At 70.8% G+C, this 17,707-nt stretch carries 15 protein-coding genes; 13 read left to right on the top strand and 2 right to left on the bottom strand.

What is annotated here, in order from left to right; translation table 11 throughout:
- Positions 1 to 54: 54 nt before the first annotated feature.
- On the bottom strand, positions 55 to 546 hold the full coding sequence (locus ACFU53_RS38860) for an inorganic diphosphatase (protein ID WP_020113767.1): 492 nt from the start codon (positions 544 to 546) through the stop codon (positions 55 to 57).
- A gap of 79 nt (positions 547 to 625) precedes the next feature.
- Here ACFU53_RS38860 and dacB point away from each other — a divergent pair, with 79 nt between their 5' ends.
- The 11 genes from dacB to ACFU53_RS38805 all read left to right on the top strand — a co-directional run bounded on the left by dacB (position 626) and on the right by ACFU53_RS38805 (position 11,868).
- A complete protein-coding gene (dacB, locus tag ACFU53_RS38855; RefSeq protein WP_384003860.1) occupies positions 626 to 2,266 on the top strand; it encodes a D-alanyl-D-alanine carboxypeptidase/D-alanyl-D-alanine-endopeptidase in 1,641 nt (546 codons plus the stop codon).
- A gap of 167 nt (positions 2,267 to 2,433) precedes the next feature.
- The gene (locus ACFU53_RS38850) at positions 2,434 to 3,558 is read left to right on the top strand and encodes a zinc-dependent metalloprotease (RefSeq protein ID WP_384003857.1); all 1,125 of its coding nucleotides are present in this window, start codon (positions 2,434 to 2,436) and stop codon (positions 3,556 to 3,558) included.
- Between the two features lie 191 nt (positions 3,559 to 3,749).
- Positions 3,750 to 4,916, top strand: a complete 1,167-nt coding sequence (tilS, locus tag ACFU53_RS38845; RefSeq protein ID WP_384003854.1) for a tRNA lysidine(34) synthetase TilS — start codon at positions 3,750 to 3,752, stop codon at positions 4,914 to 4,916.
- A gap of 94 nt (positions 4,917 to 5,010) precedes the next feature.
- On the top strand, positions 5,011 to 5,571 hold the full coding sequence (hpt, locus tag ACFU53_RS38840) for a hypoxanthine phosphoribosyltransferase (RefSeq protein WP_037702465.1): 561 nt from the start codon (positions 5,011 to 5,013) through the stop codon (positions 5,569 to 5,571).
- Between the two features lie 178 nt (positions 5,572 to 5,749).
- Positions 5,750 to 7,765 (top strand): ATP-dependent zinc metalloprotease FtsH, encoded by a 2,016-nt coding sequence (ftsH, locus tag ACFU53_RS38835; RefSeq protein WP_384003851.1) that lies wholly within the window; start codon positions 5,750 to 5,752, stop codon positions 7,763 to 7,765.
- A gap of 191 nt (positions 7,766 to 7,956) precedes the next feature.
- Positions 7,957 to 8,562: a GTP cyclohydrolase I FolE gene (folE, locus tag ACFU53_RS38830; RefSeq protein WP_384003848.1), complete on the top strand. Its 606-nt coding sequence runs from the start codon at positions 7,957 to 7,959 to the stop codon at positions 8,560 to 8,562.
- A gap of 59 nt (positions 8,563 to 8,621) precedes the next feature.
- Positions 8,622 to 9,488, top strand: coding sequence for a dihydropteroate synthase (gene folP, locus ACFU53_RS38825; RefSeq protein ID WP_384003845.1), 867 nt, complete (start codon positions 8,622 to 8,624; stop codon positions 9,486 to 9,488).
- Positions 9,485 to 9,988 carry a nuclear transport factor 2 family protein gene (locus ACFU53_RS38820; protein ID WP_384003843.1) on the top strand — a complete coding sequence of 168 codons (504 nt, stop codon included), beginning with the start codon at positions 9,485 to 9,487 and terminating at the stop codon, positions 9,986 to 9,988. The genes folP and ACFU53_RS38820 overlap by 4 nt, the downstream gene beginning before the upstream one ends.
- A gap of 307 nt (positions 9,989 to 10,295) precedes the next feature.
- On the top strand, positions 10,296 to 10,655 hold the full coding sequence (gene folB / locus ACFU53_RS38815; RefSeq protein ID WP_384003840.1) for a dihydroneopterin aldolase: 360 nt from the start codon (positions 10,296 to 10,298) through the stop codon (positions 10,653 to 10,655).
- Complete coding sequence (folK, locus tag ACFU53_RS38810) at positions 10,652 to 11,263, top strand: 2-amino-4-hydroxy-6-hydroxymethyldihydropteridine diphosphokinase (RefSeq protein ID WP_384003837.1); 612 nt, start codon at positions 10,652 to 10,654, stop codon at positions 11,261 to 11,263. Before folB ends, folK begins: the two co-directional genes overlap by 4 nt.
- Before the next feature lie 119 nt (positions 11,264 to 11,382).
- The gene (locus ACFU53_RS38805) at positions 11,383 to 11,868 is read left to right on the top strand and encodes a DUF3180 domain-containing protein (RefSeq protein WP_384003834.1); all 486 of its coding nucleotides are present in this window, start codon (positions 11,383 to 11,385) and stop codon (positions 11,866 to 11,868) included.
- Between the two features lie 118 nt (positions 11,869 to 11,986).
- On the opposite strand, the gene ACFU53_RS38800 is transcribed toward ACFU53_RS38805, so the two are convergent.
- Positions 11,987 to 13,879 carry a phosphatidylglycerol lysyltransferase domain-containing protein gene (locus ACFU53_RS38800; RefSeq protein WP_384003832.1) on the bottom strand — a complete coding sequence of 631 codons (1,893 nt, stop codon included), beginning with the start codon at positions 13,877 to 13,879 and terminating at the stop codon, positions 11,987 to 11,989.
- 217 nt (positions 13,880 to 14,096) lie between these two features.
- Here ACFU53_RS38800 and ACFU53_RS38795 point away from each other — a divergent pair, with 217 nt between their 5' ends.
- Both ACFU53_RS38795 and ACFU53_RS38790 read left to right on the top strand, forming a co-directional pair.
- Positions 14,097 to 15,221: an alpha/beta hydrolase gene (locus ACFU53_RS38795; protein ID WP_384003829.1), complete on the top strand. Its 1,125-nt coding sequence runs from the start codon at positions 14,097 to 14,099 to the stop codon at positions 15,219 to 15,221.
- 279 nt (positions 15,222 to 15,500) lie between these two features.
- Positions 15,501 to 17,615: a hypothetical protein gene (locus ACFU53_RS38790; protein WP_384003826.1), complete on the top strand. Its 2,115-nt coding sequence runs from the start codon at positions 15,501 to 15,503 to the stop codon at positions 17,613 to 17,615.
- The last annotated feature ends 92 nt before the right edge of the window (positions 17,616 to 17,707 follow it).

Raw genomic sequence — 17,707 nt, 5'->3', positions numbered from 1 at the left:
CCCTCAAGGGGACACGCGGCCCGTTCGCGAGAACAGCCGACAACAAGACCGGGGTCAGTGACCGCCCTGCTCCTTGAAGCGCAGGTACGACTTCTCGACCTCGGCCTCGGCCTCGGTGCGGCCGACCCAGTCGGCGCCCTCGACGGACTTGCCGGGCTCCAGGTCCTTGTAGACCTCGAAGAAGTGCTGGATCTCCAGGCGGTCGAACTCCGAGACGTGGTGGATGTCACGCAGGTGCTCCACCCTCGGGTCGGTCGCCGGGACGCACAGCAGCTTGTCGTCGCCGCCGGCCTCGTCCGTCATCCGGAACATGCCGATCGCACGGCACTTGATGAGGCAGCCCGGGAAGGTCGGCTCGTCCAGGATGACCAGCGCGTCCAGCGGGTCGCCGTCCTCGCCGAGGGTGTTCTCGACGAATCCGTAGTCGGTCGGGTAGGCGGTCGAGGTGAAGAGTCGACGGTCCAGGCGGATCCGACCGGTCTCGTGGTCCACCTCGTACTTGTTCCGCGAACCCTTCGGAATCTCGATCGTGACGTCGAACTCCACCGGTGGCTCCTCCATGATCAACACATAGTTCTGGTGGTTAAGTGTCCCTCACGCAGGTGGGTGATCGCGAAAGGGGCTGGTGGTCGTGCCGGAGCCGAAGGTCTGGCGGGCCGCGAGACCGCATGTGGTGCGGGTCGCGCGCGGCGTGAAACCGGGGATCGCGCGCGTCACGCGCGCCGTGAAGCCCGGTGCCGCGCGCGTCGCACAGGTGGTCAAACCCGGCGTCGTACGCGTCACGAGCGCCGTCACGGCACGCTCTTCGCAGCTCACGAGGAACACGAAGAAGCTCACGACCCTCCAGCTCACCGCCGGCGCGGCCACCCTGGGGCTGGTGTTCTCGGCCGGGGCGGTGGCCGCCGCCGGACCCTGGGACTCCTCCGGTCAGCGTACGGCCGAGCGCGACTGGGCGGCATCGCGCGACAGCCAGGGTGGCGCAGATCACGGACGTGGTTCCGGTACGGCGGCGGGGGCACCCAAGCCCGCGCCCAGCGCCCGCTCCGTGCTCGCCGGCCTCGGCGGCGCCTCGGGCGCGGGCTCCACGCCCGAGTCCGCCGCCCTGGCGGCCGCCCTCGACCCGTTCCTGAACTCCTCGGTCCTGGGCCCCCGCCGCGCGGCCGCCGTCGTGGACGTCGAGACCGGCGAGCAGCTCTACGACCAGAACGCGGACGACGCCCTGACCCCCGCCTCCACCACCAAGATCGCCACGGCCGCCGCGGCCCTCTCGGCGGCCGGCGCCGACCACCGCATCGAGACCCGCACGGTCCTCGAGCCCGACTCCACCGAGGTCGTCCTGGTCGGCGGCGGCGACCCCACCCTCACCGCGCACAAGGACACGGGCGGCTACGCGAGCCTGCGCACCCTCGCCGACGGGACGGCCGCCGCCCTCGACAAGCGACACCTGAACGAGATCACCCTCACCTACGACGCCTCCCTCTACGAAGGCCCCGAGCAGCACACCATCGGCGAGAACGACAATCTCGCCCTCGTCGTCCCCCTCATGGCCGACGAGGCCCGCCTCAACGACTCGTCCAGCGGCCCGGCGGACCGCGACGAAAACCCGGCGGCGGTCGCGACCGCGAAGTTCGCGGACCTCCTGGAGGAGCGGGGCATCAAGACGAAGACCGAGGGCTCCGTCGAGGCCACCAAGGACGCCGACGAACTCGCCGCGGTCTCCTCCCCACCCCTGTCGACCCTGGTCGAGCGCATGCTCACCAACAGCGACAACGACATCGCCGAGGCCCTGGCCCGCCAGGTCGCGCTCGCGACGGGTGAGCAGCCGAGCTTCGAAGGCGGCGCGGCGGCCATCAAGAAGGAGCTGAAGACGCTCGAACTGCCCCTCGAAGGCGTCGAGTTCGCAGACGGCAGCGGCCTGAGCCGAGGCAACCGGCTCACCCCCGCCCTCCTCACCACCCTCCTCGCCGAGTCCGCGGCCTCCTCCCACCCCGAACTCCGCTCCGTCCTCACCGGCCTCCCCGTCGCCGGCTTCACCGGCACCCTCCGCACCCGCTACCCCACCGACGCCACCGGCACCGGCGTCGTCCGCGCCAAGACCGGCACCCTGAGCAACGTGAACACGCTCGCCGGCACGGTCGTGGACGCCGACGGCCGCCTCCTGGCCTTCGCCTTCCTGGCCACGGAGACAGAAGAGGCGAACAAGGACCTGGCCCAGCGGGCCCTGACCGAAGCGACCTCAGCCCTGGCGATGTGCGGCTGCCGCTGAGGTTCGCCCGCCAAGGACCGCGGCCCCTTGAACTGGCCGCAGGCCATGAAAGGGCGCGGGGAACTGCGCGAGCAACCACGACCCACCCGCACGTACCCCCCGGCCCCAAGACACCCCCACCTGTCACGGCCTGCCCCAAGCGGCAGCGCTCACGTACGGTTGACAACATGACTCGTATCGGTGGTGCCGAGATGGTCGACTGGAATCTCGCGGTGGCGACCGCGACCCGGCTCGTGCGGCCGGGCCCCGAGGTGAGCCGCGACGAGGCCAGGGCCATCGTCGCCGAGCTCCGTCGACACGCGAAGGCGTCGGAGGGACACGTCCGTGCCTTCACCCGGATGCTGCCCGACACGGGCGACGACACCCCCGTCCTGGTCGTCGACCGACCCGGCTGGGTCCAGGCCAACGTCGCCGGCTTCCGGGAGCTGCTGAAGCCGCTGCTGGACAAGATGCAGGAACGTCGGGGCAACACCCCGGGCGGGGCCGTGCTGGGCGCGGTCGGCGGCAAGGTCACCGGCGTGGAGCTGGGCATGCTCCTGTCGTTCCTCTCCTCCCGGGTCCTCGGCCAGTACGAGACGTTCGCCCCGGCGACCCGCGAACTCCCGGCGGGGGAGAACGGCGGCGGCCGGCTGCTCCTCGTCGCGCCGAACATCGTGCACGTGGAGCGCGAACTCGACGTGCGGCCCCACGACTTCCGCCTCTGGGTCTGTCTGCACGAGGAGACGCACCGGACGCAGTTCACGGCGGTCCCCTGGCTGCGGGCCCACCTGGAGGGTGAAATCCAGTCGTTCCTGGGGGAGACCGAGGTCGACCCCACGACCTTCCTGGAGCGCATCCGCGAGGCCGCCCAGTCACTCGCGGGTGGTCGGCCCGAGGGAGAGGTGGGCGACGACGGTCACTCGATCGTGGAGTTGGTGCAGACCCCCGCCCAGCGCGAGATCCTCGGCCGGCTGACCGCCGTCATGTCCCTCCTGGAGGGCCACGCCGACTACGTGATGGACGGGGTCGGCCCGGCCGTCGTGCCCTCGGTCGCCGAGATCCGCGAGAAGTTCCAGCAACGCCGCGCGAAGGGTGCCTCGCGCCTGGACCAGGCCCTGCGCAAGCTGCTGGGCCTGGACGCCAAGCTCAGGCAGTACAGGGACGGCGAGCGGTTCGTACGGGCGGTCGTCGAACAGGTCGGCATGGACGGTTTCAACCGGGTGTGGACCTCCCCGAACACCCTGCCGACCAAGGCGGAGATCGCCAAACCGGCGGACTGGATCGCGCGGGTGCATCGCAAGGCGGAGTCGTGAGCCGCGCGTGAGCGTGGTGAACGAATCCGGCCGACGGCAGGCAAACGCCCCTCCAATCACCCGTCCGAGGGACCGTGAGCGAGGGGTAGGCGTGCAATGCTCGGGGAACGGCCCGGTTCTGTCACCATCTACACACTCTGAGTGACCGAACCCGGGCTCACCCCCCGACAATTTCATGAAGGGAACCGGACATGGGTCCCCACCCCGCGGTCGCGGCGATACGCCTGGCGGTCCGCCGCGTACTCCACGACCTCCTCACCGAACGCCACACGAACACCACCCTTCACGCGCCCGCCTGCGCGACCCCCGGCGCGCCGTCCGGCACGGGCGCACGACCGGCTCCCACGCCCCCCACGGCCGTACCCCCCGCGGCCGTGCCTGTGGGGGGCAGGCGCAGCGCGTCCACGCGCCCGGGTTCCGCGCACCCGCGGTCCGCCGCACACGAGCAGCCGCTCGTGCTCGTGGCGTGCTCCGGCGGCGCCGACTCCATGGCGCTCGCCTCCGCCCTCGCCTTCGAGGCGCCCAAGCTCGGCATCCGCGCCGGCGGCGTCACCGTCGACCACGGTCTGCAGCCCGGCTCCGACCTGCGCGCCGAGGAAGTCGCGCTGCGCCTTCGGGAACTCGGCCTGGACCCGGTCGAGTCCGTGGCCGTGACCGTCGGCCGTGACGGCGGCCCCGAGGCCGCCGCCCGCGACGCCCGCTACGCCGCCCTGGACGCCGCGCTGGAGCGCCACGGCGGCACCACCGTCCTGCTCGGCCACACCCGCGACGACCAAGCCGAAACCGTCCTGCTCGGTCTCGCCCGCGGCTCCGGCATCCGCTCCCTGTCCGGTATGGCCGCGGTCTCGGGGGCCGACGGCCGCTACCGCCGCCCCTTCCTCCAGCTCGACCGCCAGACCGCCCGCAAGGCCTGCATGGTCCAGTCGCTGCCCGTCTGGGACGACCCCCACAACGCCGACCCCGCCTACACCAGGTCCAGGCTCCGCCACGAGGGCCTGCCCGCCCTGGAGAAGGCACTCGGCAAGGGCGTCGTCGAAGCCCTCGCCCGTACGGCCCAGCTCTCCCGGGACGACGCCGACGCCCTCGACACCTGGGCCCGCCAGGCCGAGCCTGCCGTCCGGGACGCCGCGGGCCTCCTGGAGTGCGCGAAGCTCTACGCCCTGCCGCCCGCCGTACGCCGCCGCATCCTGCGCCGGGCCGCCATCGAGGCCGGTGCCCCGGCGGGTTCCCTCTTCGCCCGGCACATCGAGGAGGTCGACCGTCTCATCACCGGCTGGCGCGGTCAGGGGGCCATCAATCTCCCCGGCCGGGTCGTCGCCCAGCGGCAGGGTGGCAGACTGGTGATTCGGCAAGGCTGAAACCGGACGCCGAAGGGGCCCCTCACACGGGCCCCGAGCCCCCGCACGGGACGCGGGCGTCCGGGAGCGGCCCTGGGACGACCGACCGAAAGTGATGCGGGTGGACGCGAAAGACATGGGTGCCGACCTCAAAGAGGTACTCATCACCAAGCAAGAGATCGACGCGAAGCTGGCCGAGCTGGCCGCGAAGATCGACGCGGAGTACGCGGGCAAGGACCTGCTCATCGTCGGAGTCCTCAAGGGCGCGGTCATGGTCATGGCGGACCTCGCCCGGGCGCTGTCCACCCCGGTCACCATGGACTGGATGGCCGTGTCCTCCTACGGCGCGGGCACCCAGTCCTCGGGTGTGGTGCGGATCCTCAAGGACCTCGACACCGACATCAAGGGCAAGCACGTCCTGATCGTCGAGGACATCATCGACTCGGGCCTGACCCTGTCCTGGCTGATCTCCAACCTCGGCTCACGCGAGCCCGAGTCCCTGAAGATCTGCACCCTGCTGCGCAAGCCCGACGCCGCCAAGGTCGCCATCGACGTGGAGTGGGTCGGCTTCGACATCCCCAACGAGTTCGTCGTGGGCTACGGCCTCGACTTCGCCGAGAAGTACCGCAATCTCCCGTTCGTCGGTACGCTCGCGCCCCACGTCTACGGCGGCTGAACAACCCCCGTAAGACGTTCGGGAACCCCAGCGGGTTTCGCGCCGTTGAAGCATGCGAGGACGGGATTGCCGACAGTCCCCTGCGGCTTCGGGTGACAATGCTGGGGTACCGTCCGAAGAACAGTCTTTTATCAAACTCACTATGGCAGGAGGGACGGGGCGACACCGCTCCGTATGGATGGACGTGAAGCGATACTTCCGTGGGCCAGTCATGTGGATCGTGCTGGCCGTCCTTGCCGTGGTCGTGTTGATGCAGGTCGTCGGCTCGTCCGGCGGCTACAAGACGGTGGACACCGGCCAGGTGGTCCAGGCGATCAATGACAACAAGGTCAAAGAAGCCAAACTGACCACCGGCGAAGAGTCGACCATCAAGGTTCAGCTCAAGGACGGCCAGAAGATCGAGGGCAGCTCGAAGATCCAGGCGAGCTACATCGGCGACCAGGGCGTCACCCTCGCCAACACCCTGCAGGACAAGTTCCAGAACAAGCAGATTCCCGACGGCTATACGGTCTCTCCGACCAAGCAGAACGCTTTCGTCGGAATCCTGCTGTCTCTGCTCCCCTTCGTCCTGATTGTGGTCGTCTTCCTGTTCCTGATGAACCAGATGCAGGGCGGCGGCTCCCGGGTCATGAACTTCGGGAAGTCCAAGGCCAAGCTCATCACCAAGGACACCCCGAAGACGACGTTCTCGGACGTCGCGGGCGCGGACGAGGCCGTCGAGGAGCTCCACGAGATCAAGGAGTTCCTGCAGGAGCCCGCCAAGTTCCAGGCCGTCGGCGCCAAGATCCCCAAGGGTGTGCTGCTCTACGGCCCGCCCGGTACGGGCAAGACGCTGCTGGCGCGTGCCGTCGCCGGCGAGGCGGGCGTCCCCTTCTACTCGATCTCCGGTTCCGACTTCGTCGAGATGTTCGTCGGTGTCGGTGCCTCCCGGGTCCGTGACCTGTTCGAGCAGGCCAAGGCGAACGCCCCGGCGATCGTCTTCGTCGACGAGATCGACGCGGTCGGCCGCCACCGCGGCGCCGGCCTCGGCGGTGGTCACGACGAGCGCGAGCAGACGCTGAACCAGCTGCTCGTCGAGATGGACGGCTTCGACGTCAAGGGCGGTGTGATCCTCATCGCCGCGACGAACCGCCCGGACATCCTCGACCCGGCGCTGCTGCGCCCGGGCCGCTTCGACCGCCAGATCGCCGTCGACCGCCCGGACATGCAGGGCCGTCTGGAGATCCTCAAGGTCCACCAGAAGGGCAAGCCGGTCGCGCCCGACGTCGACCTCGGGGCCGTCGCCCGCCGCACCCCCGGTATGACGGGTGCCGATCTCTCCAACGTCCTGAACGAGGCCGCGCTCCTGACGGCCCGCAGCGACCGGAAGCTGATCGACAACCACATGCTGGACGAGGCGATCGACCGCGTGATCGCGGGCCCGCAGAAGCGGACCCGGATCATGTCGGACAAGGAGAAGAAGATCACCGCGTACCACGAGGGCGGTCACGCCCTGGTCGCGGCGGCTTCGCCGAACTCCGACCCGGTCCACAAGATCACCATCCTGTCCCGGGGCCGCGCCCTCGGTTACACGATGGTCCTGCCGGACGAGGACAAGTACTCGACCACCCGTAACGAGATGCTTGACCAGCTCGGCTACATGATGGGTGGCCGCGCCGCCGAGGAGCTGGTCTTCCACGACCCGACCACCGGCGCCTCGAACGACATCGAGAAGGCCACCAGCCTGGCCCGTGCGATGGTCACCCAGTACGGCATGACCGAGCGCCTCGGCGCCATCAAGTTCGGCGGCGACAACTCGGAGCCATTCCTCGGACGTGAGATGGGTCACCAGCGCGACTACTCGGAAGAGGTCGCCGCGCTCGTGGACGAGGAAGTCAAGAAGCTCATCGAGAACGCGCACAACGAGGCCTGGGAGATCCTGGTCGAGAACCGCGACGTCCTCGACAACCTGGTGCTTCAGCTGCTGGAGAAGGAGACGCTGGGCAAGGAGCAGATCGCCGAGATCTTCGCCTCCATCGTCAAGCGCCCGGCCAGGCCCGCCTGGACCGGCTCCTCCCGCCGCACCCCCTCCACCCGTCCGCCGGTGCTCTCCCCCCGGGAGCTCGCACTGACGAACGGCAGCAACGGCGCGACGCCGGCGATCACTGCCAAGGCGCCCGTCGACGCGACGCCGGAGGAGAGTCCGGAGAGCTGACACCGAACCCGGTGAGAACCGGCCACCGGGAGCCGCGGCTCCCGGACCCGGCCGCCTCATCAGGCCCGGAATGGATGCCGTGCCCCCCTGGTTCTAGCCTGGGGGGCACGGCATTTTGGTATGACCGGAACATGGCCGAAAGACGAGACGCGTAACCCGTACGCGTCGCAGGCTCAGGAGCGAGGCACGACATGACCGACCCCGTGACGCTGGACGGTGCGGGCACCATCGGCGAGTTCGACGAGAAGCGTGCCGAGAACGCCGTACGCGAGCTGCTGATCGCGGTCGGAGAGGACCCCGACCGGGAGGGGCTCAAGGAGACGCCGGCGCGGGTGGCGCGGGCGTACAAGGAGATCTTCGCGGGGTTGTGGCAGGAGCCCGAGGACGTGCTGACCACGACGTTCGACCTCGGCCACGACGAGATGGTGCTCGTGAAGGACATCGAGGTGTACAGCACCTGCGAGCACCATCTGGTGCCGTTCCGGGGCGTCGCCCATGTCGGGTACATTCCGTCCACCAGCGGCAAGATCACCGGTCTGTCGAAGCTGGCGCGGCTCGTGGACGTCTACGCCCGGCGCCCGCAGGTGCAGGAGCGGATGACGACGCAGATCGCCGACTCGCTGATGGAGATCCTGGAGCCGCGCGGTGTGATCGTGGTCGTGGAGTGCGAGCACATGTGCATGTCGATGCGGGGCATCCGCAAGCCCGGCGCGAAGACCATAACGTCGGCGGTGCGCGGCCAGCTCCGGGACGCGGCGACCCGGAACGAGGCGATGAGCCTCATCATGGCCCACTGACCGGCCTGTTGCTCCGGGAGCGGCGAATCGCCCCCGCCGCGGGGGCCTAGGCTTGACGCATGAGCAAGCAGAACCGGCGCGGCCAGGTGGCCGGAATGCCCTTGTGGGATCGTTGCGCGGTCATGGGCGTCGTCAATGTCACCCCGGACTCGTTCTCCGACGGCGGACGCTGGTTCGACACCACGGCGGCGGTCAAGCACGGGCTGGTCATGGTGGGGGAGGGAGCGGACCTGGTGGACGTCGGCGGTGAGTCGACCCGTCCCGGCGCCGCCCGCGTCGACGAGGCCGAGGAGCTCAAGCGCGTCATCCCCGTCGTGAGGGGACTGGCCTCCGAGGGCGTCACCGTCTCCGTGGACACCATGCGAGCCTCCGTCGCCGAGCAGGCCCTCGCCGCCGGCGCCGCCCTCGTCAACGACGTCAGCGGCGGCCTCGCCGATCCCGCGATGATTCCGGTGGTCGCCGACGCGGGCGCCCCCTTCGTGGTGATGCACTGGCGGGGTTTCCTGGAGGGCGGCAACGTCAAGGGCGTCTACGAGGACGTGGTCGCCGAGGTGCTGGACGAGTTGCACGCGCGCGTGGAGGCCGTTCTGGAGGGCGGTGTCGCGGCGGACCGCGTCGTCGTCGACCCGGGTCTCGGCTTCTCCAAGAACGCCGAGCACGACCTCACCCTCCTCGCCCACCTCGACCGGCTGCACGGCCTCGGCCACCCGCTGCTGGTCGCCGCCTCCCGCAAGAGGTTCCTCGGCCGGGTCCTGGCGGGCCCGGAGGGCGCCCCGCCGCCCGCCCGCGAACGGGACGCCGCCACGGCCGCCGTGTCGGCCCTGGCCGCCCAGGTGGGCGCCTGGGCGGTCCGGGTGCACGAGGTCCGCGCGACCGCCGACGCGGTCCGGGTGACCCGCGCCATCGAAGGGGCCCGCGAGCGGTGAGCGCTTCCCACACCGACGTCGAACAGGTCGAACTCGCCAACCGGGCCTTCTACGAGGCGATGGAACAGGGCGACTTCGAGACGCTCTCCTCGCTCTGGCTGACCCCGGCCGACGTGGACGTGGACGAGGAGTACCACGACCCCGCCGAGACCGGCGTGATCTCCTGCGTCCACCCCGGCTGGCCGGTCCTCACCGGGCGCGGCGAGGTGCTGCGGTCGTACGCGCTGATCATGGCGAACACGGAGTACATCCAGTTCTTCCTCACCGACGTGCATGTGTCGGTCACCGGTGACACCGCGCTCGTCACCTGCACCGAGAACATCCTCAGCGGGGGTCCGGCGCCGGACGGCAGTGACGAGCTGGGGCCGCTCGTGGGGCAGCTGGTGGTCGCCACGAATGTGTTCCGCCGCACATCCGACGGCTGGAAGCTCTGGTCGCACCACGGCTCCCCGGTCCTGACCGAGTCCGATGACGACGAGGGCGACGACTCACCTTCCTGAGTGGGTAGGCGGTCCGCGAGGGCCGAGGAGTGATGGGGAACACGGGGCCGCGGGTATGGGCGGCTTCCGACCCGTGAGCCACCGTGTTCCCTGCGGGAAACGCTCGGTGAACCCTGCCTGTACAAGGGTGGACCCGAGCCTTCCGTGGGTGAGCGCTGTCAGTGCCCGCAGGTAGATTCGAAGGTGGCCGGTGTGCCGACCGCATACGGATGACGCGGATGACATTGGCTGGGGTCCGGGCCCGCGGCGAAGCCGCCGTGGATACAGCCCCGGAAAGCACTGTCCGACGATTGCAGGAGTGATTCGCGTGGATCGTGTCGCGCTGCGCGGCCTCAGGGCCCGTGGGTACCACGGGGTGTTCCCGCATGAGCGCGAGGAGGGCCAGACCTTCGTCGTGGACCTCACGCTCGGCCTGGACACCCGGCCGGCCGCGGCCGACGACGACCTGGCGAAGACCGTGCACTACGGGATCGTGGCGGAGGAGGTCGTCGCCATCGTCGAGGGCGAGCCGGTGAACCTCATCGAGACGCTCGCCGAACGCATCGCCCGGGCGTGCCTGAAGCACGACGGGGTCCAGGAGGTCGAGGTCGGCGTCCACAAGCCGAACGCGCCGATCACCGTCCCCTTCGACGACGTGACCGTCACCATCACCCGGAGCCGAGTATGACCGCGTTCTTCACCGAGGGTCAGAGCGACCCGACCGTACAGCCGGTGCCCGCCTCCGTCGTGCAGAAGGTGGACGAGGCCGACACGACCCTGCACAACCCCCGCCGGGCCGTGATCTCCCTGGGCTCGAACCTGGGCAACCGGCTGGAGAACCTCCAGGGCGCCATCGACGCGCTGGAGGACACCCCCGGCGTCCGCATCAAGGCCGTGTCGCCGGTGTACGAGACCGAGCCGTGGGGTGTGACGCCGGGCAGCCAGCCTTCGTACTTCAACGCGGTGGTCGTCCTGAAGACCACCCTGCCCCCCTCCTCGTTGCTGGAGCGCGCCCAGGCGGTCGAGGAGGCCTTCCACCGGGTGCGGGACGAGCGCTGGGGGCCGCGCACGCTGGACGTCGACATCGTGGCGTACGCGGACGTGGTCTCCGACGACCCGGCGCTGGTCCTGCCGCACCCGCGCGCGCACGAACGGGCCTTCGTCCTCGCCCCCTGGCACGACGTCGAGCCGGAGGCCCAGCTCGCCGGCCGCGGCCCGGTCGCCCTGCTCCTCGACGGCATCACCCGTGAGGGCGTGTCGCCCCGCGCCGACCTGGAACTCCACCTGCCCGAGTAGTCGTTAAGGTCTACCGGGTCGGGGTCATCCCGACACCGTCGGGATCACCGGCCGGGCCGACCACCCGGCGCCCGTGGATTCCGGCTTCCGTGGACCATCGGGCTCGTCGAAGGGGCATCGTGAAAGAGCTGCGCATCAGGACGCTGGCCGCGGTGTTCGTCGTGGCGGGGGTGCTGTCCTGGGCCGGGGCCCGGCTGTGGAACTCGGTGGGTACGCTGCCGAGCGTCCCGCTGGCCGCGCCCATCGTGCTCGCCCTGATCGCCGCCGTCCTGACGGCCACCGCGCTGTCCATCCGCAACCGGCTCAAGGCCCAGCGGGAGCGCCGGTCCGACGCCAAGGGCGTCGAGCCCCTGATGGCCGCCCGCGCGGTCGTCTTCGGCCAGGCCAGTGCCCTCGTCGCCGCCCTCGTCTCCGGGATGTACGGCGGCGTCGGCGTTTTCCTCCTGGAGTCCCTGGACATCCCGGCCCGCCGCGACCAGGCCATCTACGCCGGGTTCTCCGTCCTCGCGGGCATCGCCGTCATAGTGGCCGCCTTCTTCCTGGAGCGCGTGTGCAAGCTCCCGGAGGACGACGACACGAACGGCGGGGCGGCGCGGGCGACGTAAGGGTTTCCGGCGCGCGCCCCGTCAGGGGCGCGGGGCTGTGTCTCTATGCGGCTCCGCCGCGTGGGCGCGACCGGTCACGGACGGCCCGCACTGTTCATACGGTGCTTCCGGCGGAGCGTCACGCGGCGTGACCCGCGGAGCGCACCGCATGGGCGCACGGCGCCGGAGCCTTCGCCCGTCGGCGTAGTACGCGAGGCAGGGCGAGGCTCACGAACCCCTCGGCCTGCATCGCGGCGAGGCCGATGCGGGGCAGGTCGCGGGACGTGGCGTAGACGACGAAGCGCGGCTCCCACCGCGGGCGGAACTTCGCGTTGAACTTGTACAGCGACTCGATCTGGAACCAGCGGGAGAGGAAGACCAGCAGCCCGCGCCAGGCGCGCAGCACCGGTCCCGCGCCGATCTTCTCGCCGCGCGCCAGGGCCGCGCGGAACATCGCGAAGTTCAGGGAGACCTGCCTGACGCCCAGGCGGGGGGCGGCCTGGAGGGCCGCGACGATGAGGAGTTCGTTCATACCGGGGTCCGCCGAGCGGTCGCGGCGCATCAGGTCCAGGGAGGCGCCGTCGGGGCCCCAGGGCACGAAGTGGAGTACGGCCTTGAGATCGCCGTACGCCCCCGGAGTCTCCTCCGCCCACCCGTCTCCCACCACCGCCCTACCTGAGGCGCTTCGCGCCGCCCCTTCGATCCTGTGGGCGGTGGCGATGAGGCAGTTCCCGTCGGCCGGGTCGCCGATGCGGCCGAGCGCCATGGAGAAGCCGCGCTCGGTGTCGGTGCCGCGCCAGTCCTCGGCGGCGCGGCGGATCCGGTTCAGCTCCGCCTCGCCGAGGTCACGGACGCGCCGTACCCGGGTCTCGTAACCGAGCCGCTCGATGCGCTTCACCATCTGACGCACGTTGCGCATCGCGCGCCCGGCGAGGGAGAAATCCGCGACGTCCACCACCGCCTCGTCGCCCAGTTCGAGGGCGTCGAGGCCGGTCTCCCGGGTCCAGACCTCGGCGCCCGTCTCCGAGCAGCCCATGACGGCCGGGGTCCAGGAGTGGGCCTTCGCCTCGTCCATGAAGCGCTCGATCGCGCCGGGCCAGGCCTCTACGTCGCCGATCGGGTCACCGCTGGCGAGCATCACCCCGGAGACGACGCGGTACGTCACCGCCGCCTTGCCGCTCGGGGAGAAGACGACCGCCTTGTCGCGGCGGAGCGCGAAGTGGCCGAGGGAGTCGCGGCTGCCGTGCCTGTCGAGCAGGGCGCGCAGCCGTACCTCGTCGTCGTCGGTGAGGCTGGCCGCCGGGTGTTCGGGGCGGAAGGCCAGGTAGATGGTGGTGATGGCGGTCAGCAGACCGAGGGCGCCGAGGGAGAAGGCCACCGTCCAGGACGTGTTGTCGGCGTAGTCGACCGGGCCCTCGAAGCCGAACAGGCCGTAGAGGACGTGTTCGAGACGGTCCGCGAGGCTCGGGTCGCCGACCATGCGCCCGGGGTGGGCGCTGACGACGAGGAGGCCGAGGGCGATCGAACCGGCGCCCATCAGCACGAAGTTGGCGAGCGCCCGCCAGCGGCTGGTCGGATCGGGCAGGGCGCGGAACTCGTCGCGGTGGCGCAGCAGCGGGATGAGCAGCGCGAGCGAGACGAGGACGCCGACGAGCGAGTGACGGTACGTGAACTGGGCGATCGCCCCGGCCGGCAGCAGGATCACGGCCGCGCGCCAGGCTCGCCGTTTTCGCCGGCGCAGGCCGTGGGCGAGCAGGAGCAGCAGGACGCCCGCGCTCAGTGAGAGGGCCGCCGCGAACGGGCCGAGCGCTCCCGGGAGCACCTCGGCCAGCGTGTGCATACGGCTGTTCCGGAAGCGGGGGAACACACCCGCGGCGATGTCCACGAGCCCGACGAGCGTGCAGGCCCTGGCGACCAGGGCGGGCACGGCCTCGGGGCGCGGCCCGCGCAGCGCGCCGCGCACGACGCCGTATCCGCGCCGGACGGCGCTCGGCGGGAGTCGGTCCGACCGGACCGGAACCCCACCCGACATTTCCCCATCTGTCCTGACAGACATCGCATCCCGTAGTTCCGCGAGTGAGCTTGGATCCGGTGCCTTTCCGGCATCCGGCGACATTGCGCCCTCTAGGACGGTGTCTTGAGGACGGAGGTTCACTCTCCATCGGAAAGCTGAACCAAAGGGCAAGGCAAGCCGAGGCAAGGGAAGCCGAGGCAAGTCAGGGAAAGAAAGGGCGGCGGGGGACAACCCGATGGGTCTTACGAGCAACAAGGTGCTGGCGTTGGCGGTTCTGTCCGCCGTGCTGCTGTTCATCGGCACGGTGTGGCTGTGGCCGCGGCTGGCACGGAGCGGCTGGCGGGCGGTCGGCGGCAGGATCGGCTTACTGCTGGCCACGCAGGTCGCCGTCTTCGCGTCGGTCGGCCTCGTCGCGAACCAGGCCTTCGGGTTCTACGCCAGCTGGGCCGACCTTCTCGGCCGGGAGAACGGCCAGGGTGTGGTCGTCGACCACGACGGCGCCGACACCGGCGGGCCGTTGCGGGTCGTCGACACCCAGCAGGTGAACGTGGCCGGTGGCGCCCGCCCCGCGGTCGGCGGCCAGATCCAGAAGGTCGAGATCGTCGGCCGTACGAGCCGGATCGCGAGCCCGGCGTACGTGTATCTGCCGCCGGAGTACTTCCAGCCCGAGTACCGCACCCGCACCTTCCCCGCCGCCGTCGTCCTCACCGGCTACCCGGGCACCGCCGAGGCGCTCGTCAAAGGCCTCCACTTTCCGCAGACGGCCCACAAGCTGGCCCGCGACGGCAAGGCGCAGCCGTTGATCCTGGTCATGCTGCGGCCGACCGTGGCACCGCCGCGCGACACCGAGTGCGTGGACGTCCCGGGCGGACCGCGGACCGAGTCGTTCTTCGCCAAGGACCTGCCGGACGCCGTGGGCCACCACTACAGGGTCGGGAAGAACCCCGGGAGTTGGGGAATCATCGGCGACTCGACCGGCGGCTACTGCGCGCTGAAACTCGCCATGCACCACCCGCGGGTGTACGCCGCCGGGGCGGGCCTCTCGCCGTACTACAAGGCGCCGATCGACGCGACGACCGGCGATCTCTTCCAGGGGAACAAGACGCTGCGGAACGAGGCGGACCTCTTCTGGTATCTGAAGCACCGTCCGGCGCCGGACACCTCTCTGCTGGTCACCAGCAGCAAACAAGGGGAGACCAACTACAGGGCCACGCTCAAGTTCATCGAGTTGGCGAAGGAGAAGCAACCGACCCGGATCTCGTCGATCATCCTCGACAGCGGCGGGCACAACTTCAACACGTGGCGGCGGGAGATCCCGGCGACGTTGCAGTGGATCAGCGGGCGGTTGAGCGACCGGTGAGGGGGCGTGCGGGGCCGTCGTGGAGGGTGGCCGACGGTCTTCGGTGGCCTTGCCGAATGCGCGGCCGGTGCTCGCGGAATTTCCCGGCGACGGAAAGGAGCAGATGTGGCCAAGGCGTATCTGGATTCAAAGGGGTTGATCCAGTAGAGGAGTCGCCGGTGGGCGCAATGGTGCACTGGCGGTGACGGAGCTTGTGAGGGCTTGTGAGAGGTTAGGGGGCGGCTGAGTTTTTACTGCCCGGGGCACCATCATTCGCCTACGCGCGGTAAGTTTCTGGCCATGCCACGTGGACGTCACCGCCATTCACCGCCTCTGCACAGGCTGCTGCCCCCCACGGCGATCGCAGGCGTCTCGCTCGTCTGCGCCCTCGGGCCCTGGTTGTTCTCCGAGCCGGCGGTTCTCCGGGTCACCGCCGCCGTCGCCGCGGCGACCGCGGCCGTGGGCGCGGCGGTCATGCGCCGCTGGGATGTCGAGGCGGGCAAACGCGTCGCCGACCTCACGCGCGCGCGGGCGAGCGACGAGTGGCGTCACGAGGAGAAGGCCGCCGAACTGGAGACCGACCTCGACGAGTCACGCGAGCTGCGCACCAAGCTGGAGCACAAGCTCCGCGCCAAGCGCACCGAACTGGCCAACCTCCGCAACGAGCACGCCGCGCTGCTGCGCCGCTACGCCACCGCCGAGACCGAGCGGGCCAGTGCCCTGGAGGGCCGCCGCCTGCTGGAGATCGAGGCGACCGTTCCCGAGGGGGCGCGGGCGTTGCCGGCGGCCGGTGCGGACGCGGACGCGGGTGCGGATGAGGGCGACGAGGCCACCGCGGCGGCGCAGGCTTCGCAGGTGCCGCCGCAGGGGGTTCCCGCGCCGGGGGCGCCTTGGGCTTCGTGGGAGGCGGCGTCCAGGGCTGCGGCCGAGGCGGCGAAGGGCAAGGCTGTGGCTGCCTCTGCCTCTGCCTCTGCCTCTGCCTCTGCCGATGCCGGTGTGGATGCTTCTGCCGAGGGGGACGCCGAGGTCGAGGCCGATGAGGAGGGCTCGGGGGCGAGGAAGCCGGTTCCCGCGGTGTTCTCGCCGGCCGGTTCCTCGCTCTTCCTGCGCGCGAACTCGGCGTTGGACCGGATCATCACCCAGCGGCGCTCGGCGAGGGGCTCGGGCGCGGCCGGGGCTGAGACGGAAGCCGGGGCTGGGGCTGGAGCTGAGACCAAGGCTGAGGCTGAGGCTGAGGTTGGGGCCGGGGTTCCGGTCGCGAGCGACGGTGCGGCTGCGGCCGGTGCCGACGTGGTGGTCGAGGCTGTGGCTGAGGATGCGGCCGTGGCCGAGAGTGCGGCTGTGTCTGGGGCCGACGGCGAGTTCGTGGCTGCGGTGGACTCCGAGGATGGATCCGAGATTGCGTCCGTGTCCGAGACCGCGTCCGGGGCCGGGTTCGGGTCCGAGACCGCGTTCGCGGTCGAGGGGGCGGTCGAGTCCGAGGCTGGGCGTGGGGTCGAGGGCGAGGCCGGTGCCGAGGTGGACGCCCGCGCCGACGCCAGGGCCGATGCCGATGCCGAGCCCGAAGTAGCCGGTACCGAGGAAGAGCACGCGTCCGAGCCCTCCGAGACCGAGCGCGAGTCCGTTGACGACTCCGTTGACGTAGACGTACAGGCCGACGAGTCGGTCGAAGCGACTGTGGCCAAGTCCGCCCCCGCCGAGTCCGCCGCCGAGACCGCCGAGGGCCGGGGGCCGAAGGACGGTTCCCCCAAGGGCCCTTCCCCCAAGGGTGACCCGGACGGGCCGACCGATGGGGGCACTCGGCAGGGACGTTCCGCCGAGGCGGAGGATGAGCCGGTTCCGGTGCTCACCGTCGAGGAGGACGACGCGGCGGGGCGGTCCGTGGCCGTCCGCGGGCATGAGCGCGCGGCCGCCGAGCCCGTACCCGCGGTCTTCGCTCCGGCACGGTCGACGAGGTCGGCGCGGGCGGAGGAGCCGACGGGGGTGGGTGAGCTGACGCGGGTGGAGCCGTCGGGGCGCGTGGGGCACGTAGGGAACCTGGGGCATGTGGCTCAGGCGGAGCAGGTCGCTCCGTCGGCGCTGCCCGCGCTGCCTGCGCTTCCGCCGGCCGGTCACTTCACGGTGCCCACCGCCGTGGCCGTCGTTCCGGCCGCGCCGCAGCGGCGGGCGGCTGTCGAGGGCGGGTTCGACTTCTTCGGTACGGAGAAGGGCGCGGACGCCCTGGAGGCCGTGCAGAACGAGGACCTCGCCGATGTGGTCGGCCAGGAGGCCCTCGCGCTGCACAAGGCCGAGTCCGAGTCCCAGTTCAAGCGCGCCGACGAGGCGTCCCGCGGCGTCGGCCAGGTCATCGACCTCACGGCCCACGACGAGACGGAACAGATCGACGTACAGGGCCTGCGCACGGCGGCGTCCTAGTGTCCTGCGCCGGAAGTTCCTAGGCGGTTCCGGCTGAGCCGCGGACGGTCAACGCGCCTGGTCGGCGGCGGGAGTTCGACCGCCGAGACGAG

The sequence above is a fragment of the Streptomyces sp. NPDC057474 genome, from assembly GCF_042802555.1.
Taxonomy (GTDB): domain Bacteria; phylum Actinomycetota; class Actinomycetes; order Streptomycetales; family Streptomycetaceae; genus Streptomyces.
This window is presented reverse-complemented; position numbering and strand designations above follow the sequence as displayed.

Bases quoted from the DNA above. Each gene is read 5' to 3' on its own strand.
- ACFU53_RS38850 (WP_384003857.1), top strand. From the start codon at position 2,434: ATGACTCGTATCGGTGGTGCCGAGATGGTCGACTGGAATCTCGCGGTG.
- folE (WP_384003848.1), top strand. From the start codon at position 7,957: ATGACCGACCCCGTGACGCTGGACGGTGCGGGCACCATCGGCGAGTTC.
- tilS (WP_384003854.1), top strand. From the start codon at position 3,750: ATGGGTCCCCACCCCGCGGTCGCGGCGATACGCCTGGCGGTCCGCCGC.
- ACFU53_RS38795 (WP_384003829.1), top strand. From the start codon at position 14,097: ATGGGTCTTACGAGCAACAAGGTGCTGGCGTTGGCGGTTCTGTCCGCC.
- folK (WP_384003837.1), top strand. From the start codon at position 10,652: ATGACCGCGTTCTTCACCGAGGGTCAGAGCGACCCGACCGTACAGCCG.
- folP (WP_384003845.1), top strand. From the start codon at position 8,622: ATGAGCAAGCAGAACCGGCGCGGCCAGGTGGCCGGAATGCCCTTGTGG.
- ACFU53_RS38800 (WP_384003832.1), bottom strand. From the start codon at position 13,879: ATGTCGGGTGGGGTTCCGGTCCGGTCGGACCGACTCCCGCCGAGCGCC.
- ftsH (WP_384003851.1), top strand. From the start codon at position 5,750: ATGGACGTGAAGCGATACTTCCGTGGGCCAGTCATGTGGATCGTGCTG.
- ACFU53_RS38790 (WP_384003826.1), top strand. From the start codon at position 15,501: ATGCCACGTGGACGTCACCGCCATTCACCGCCTCTGCACAGGCTGCTG.
- hpt (WP_037702465.1), top strand. From the start codon at position 5,011: ATGCGGGTGGACGCGAAAGACATGGGTGCCGACCTCAAAGAGGTACTC.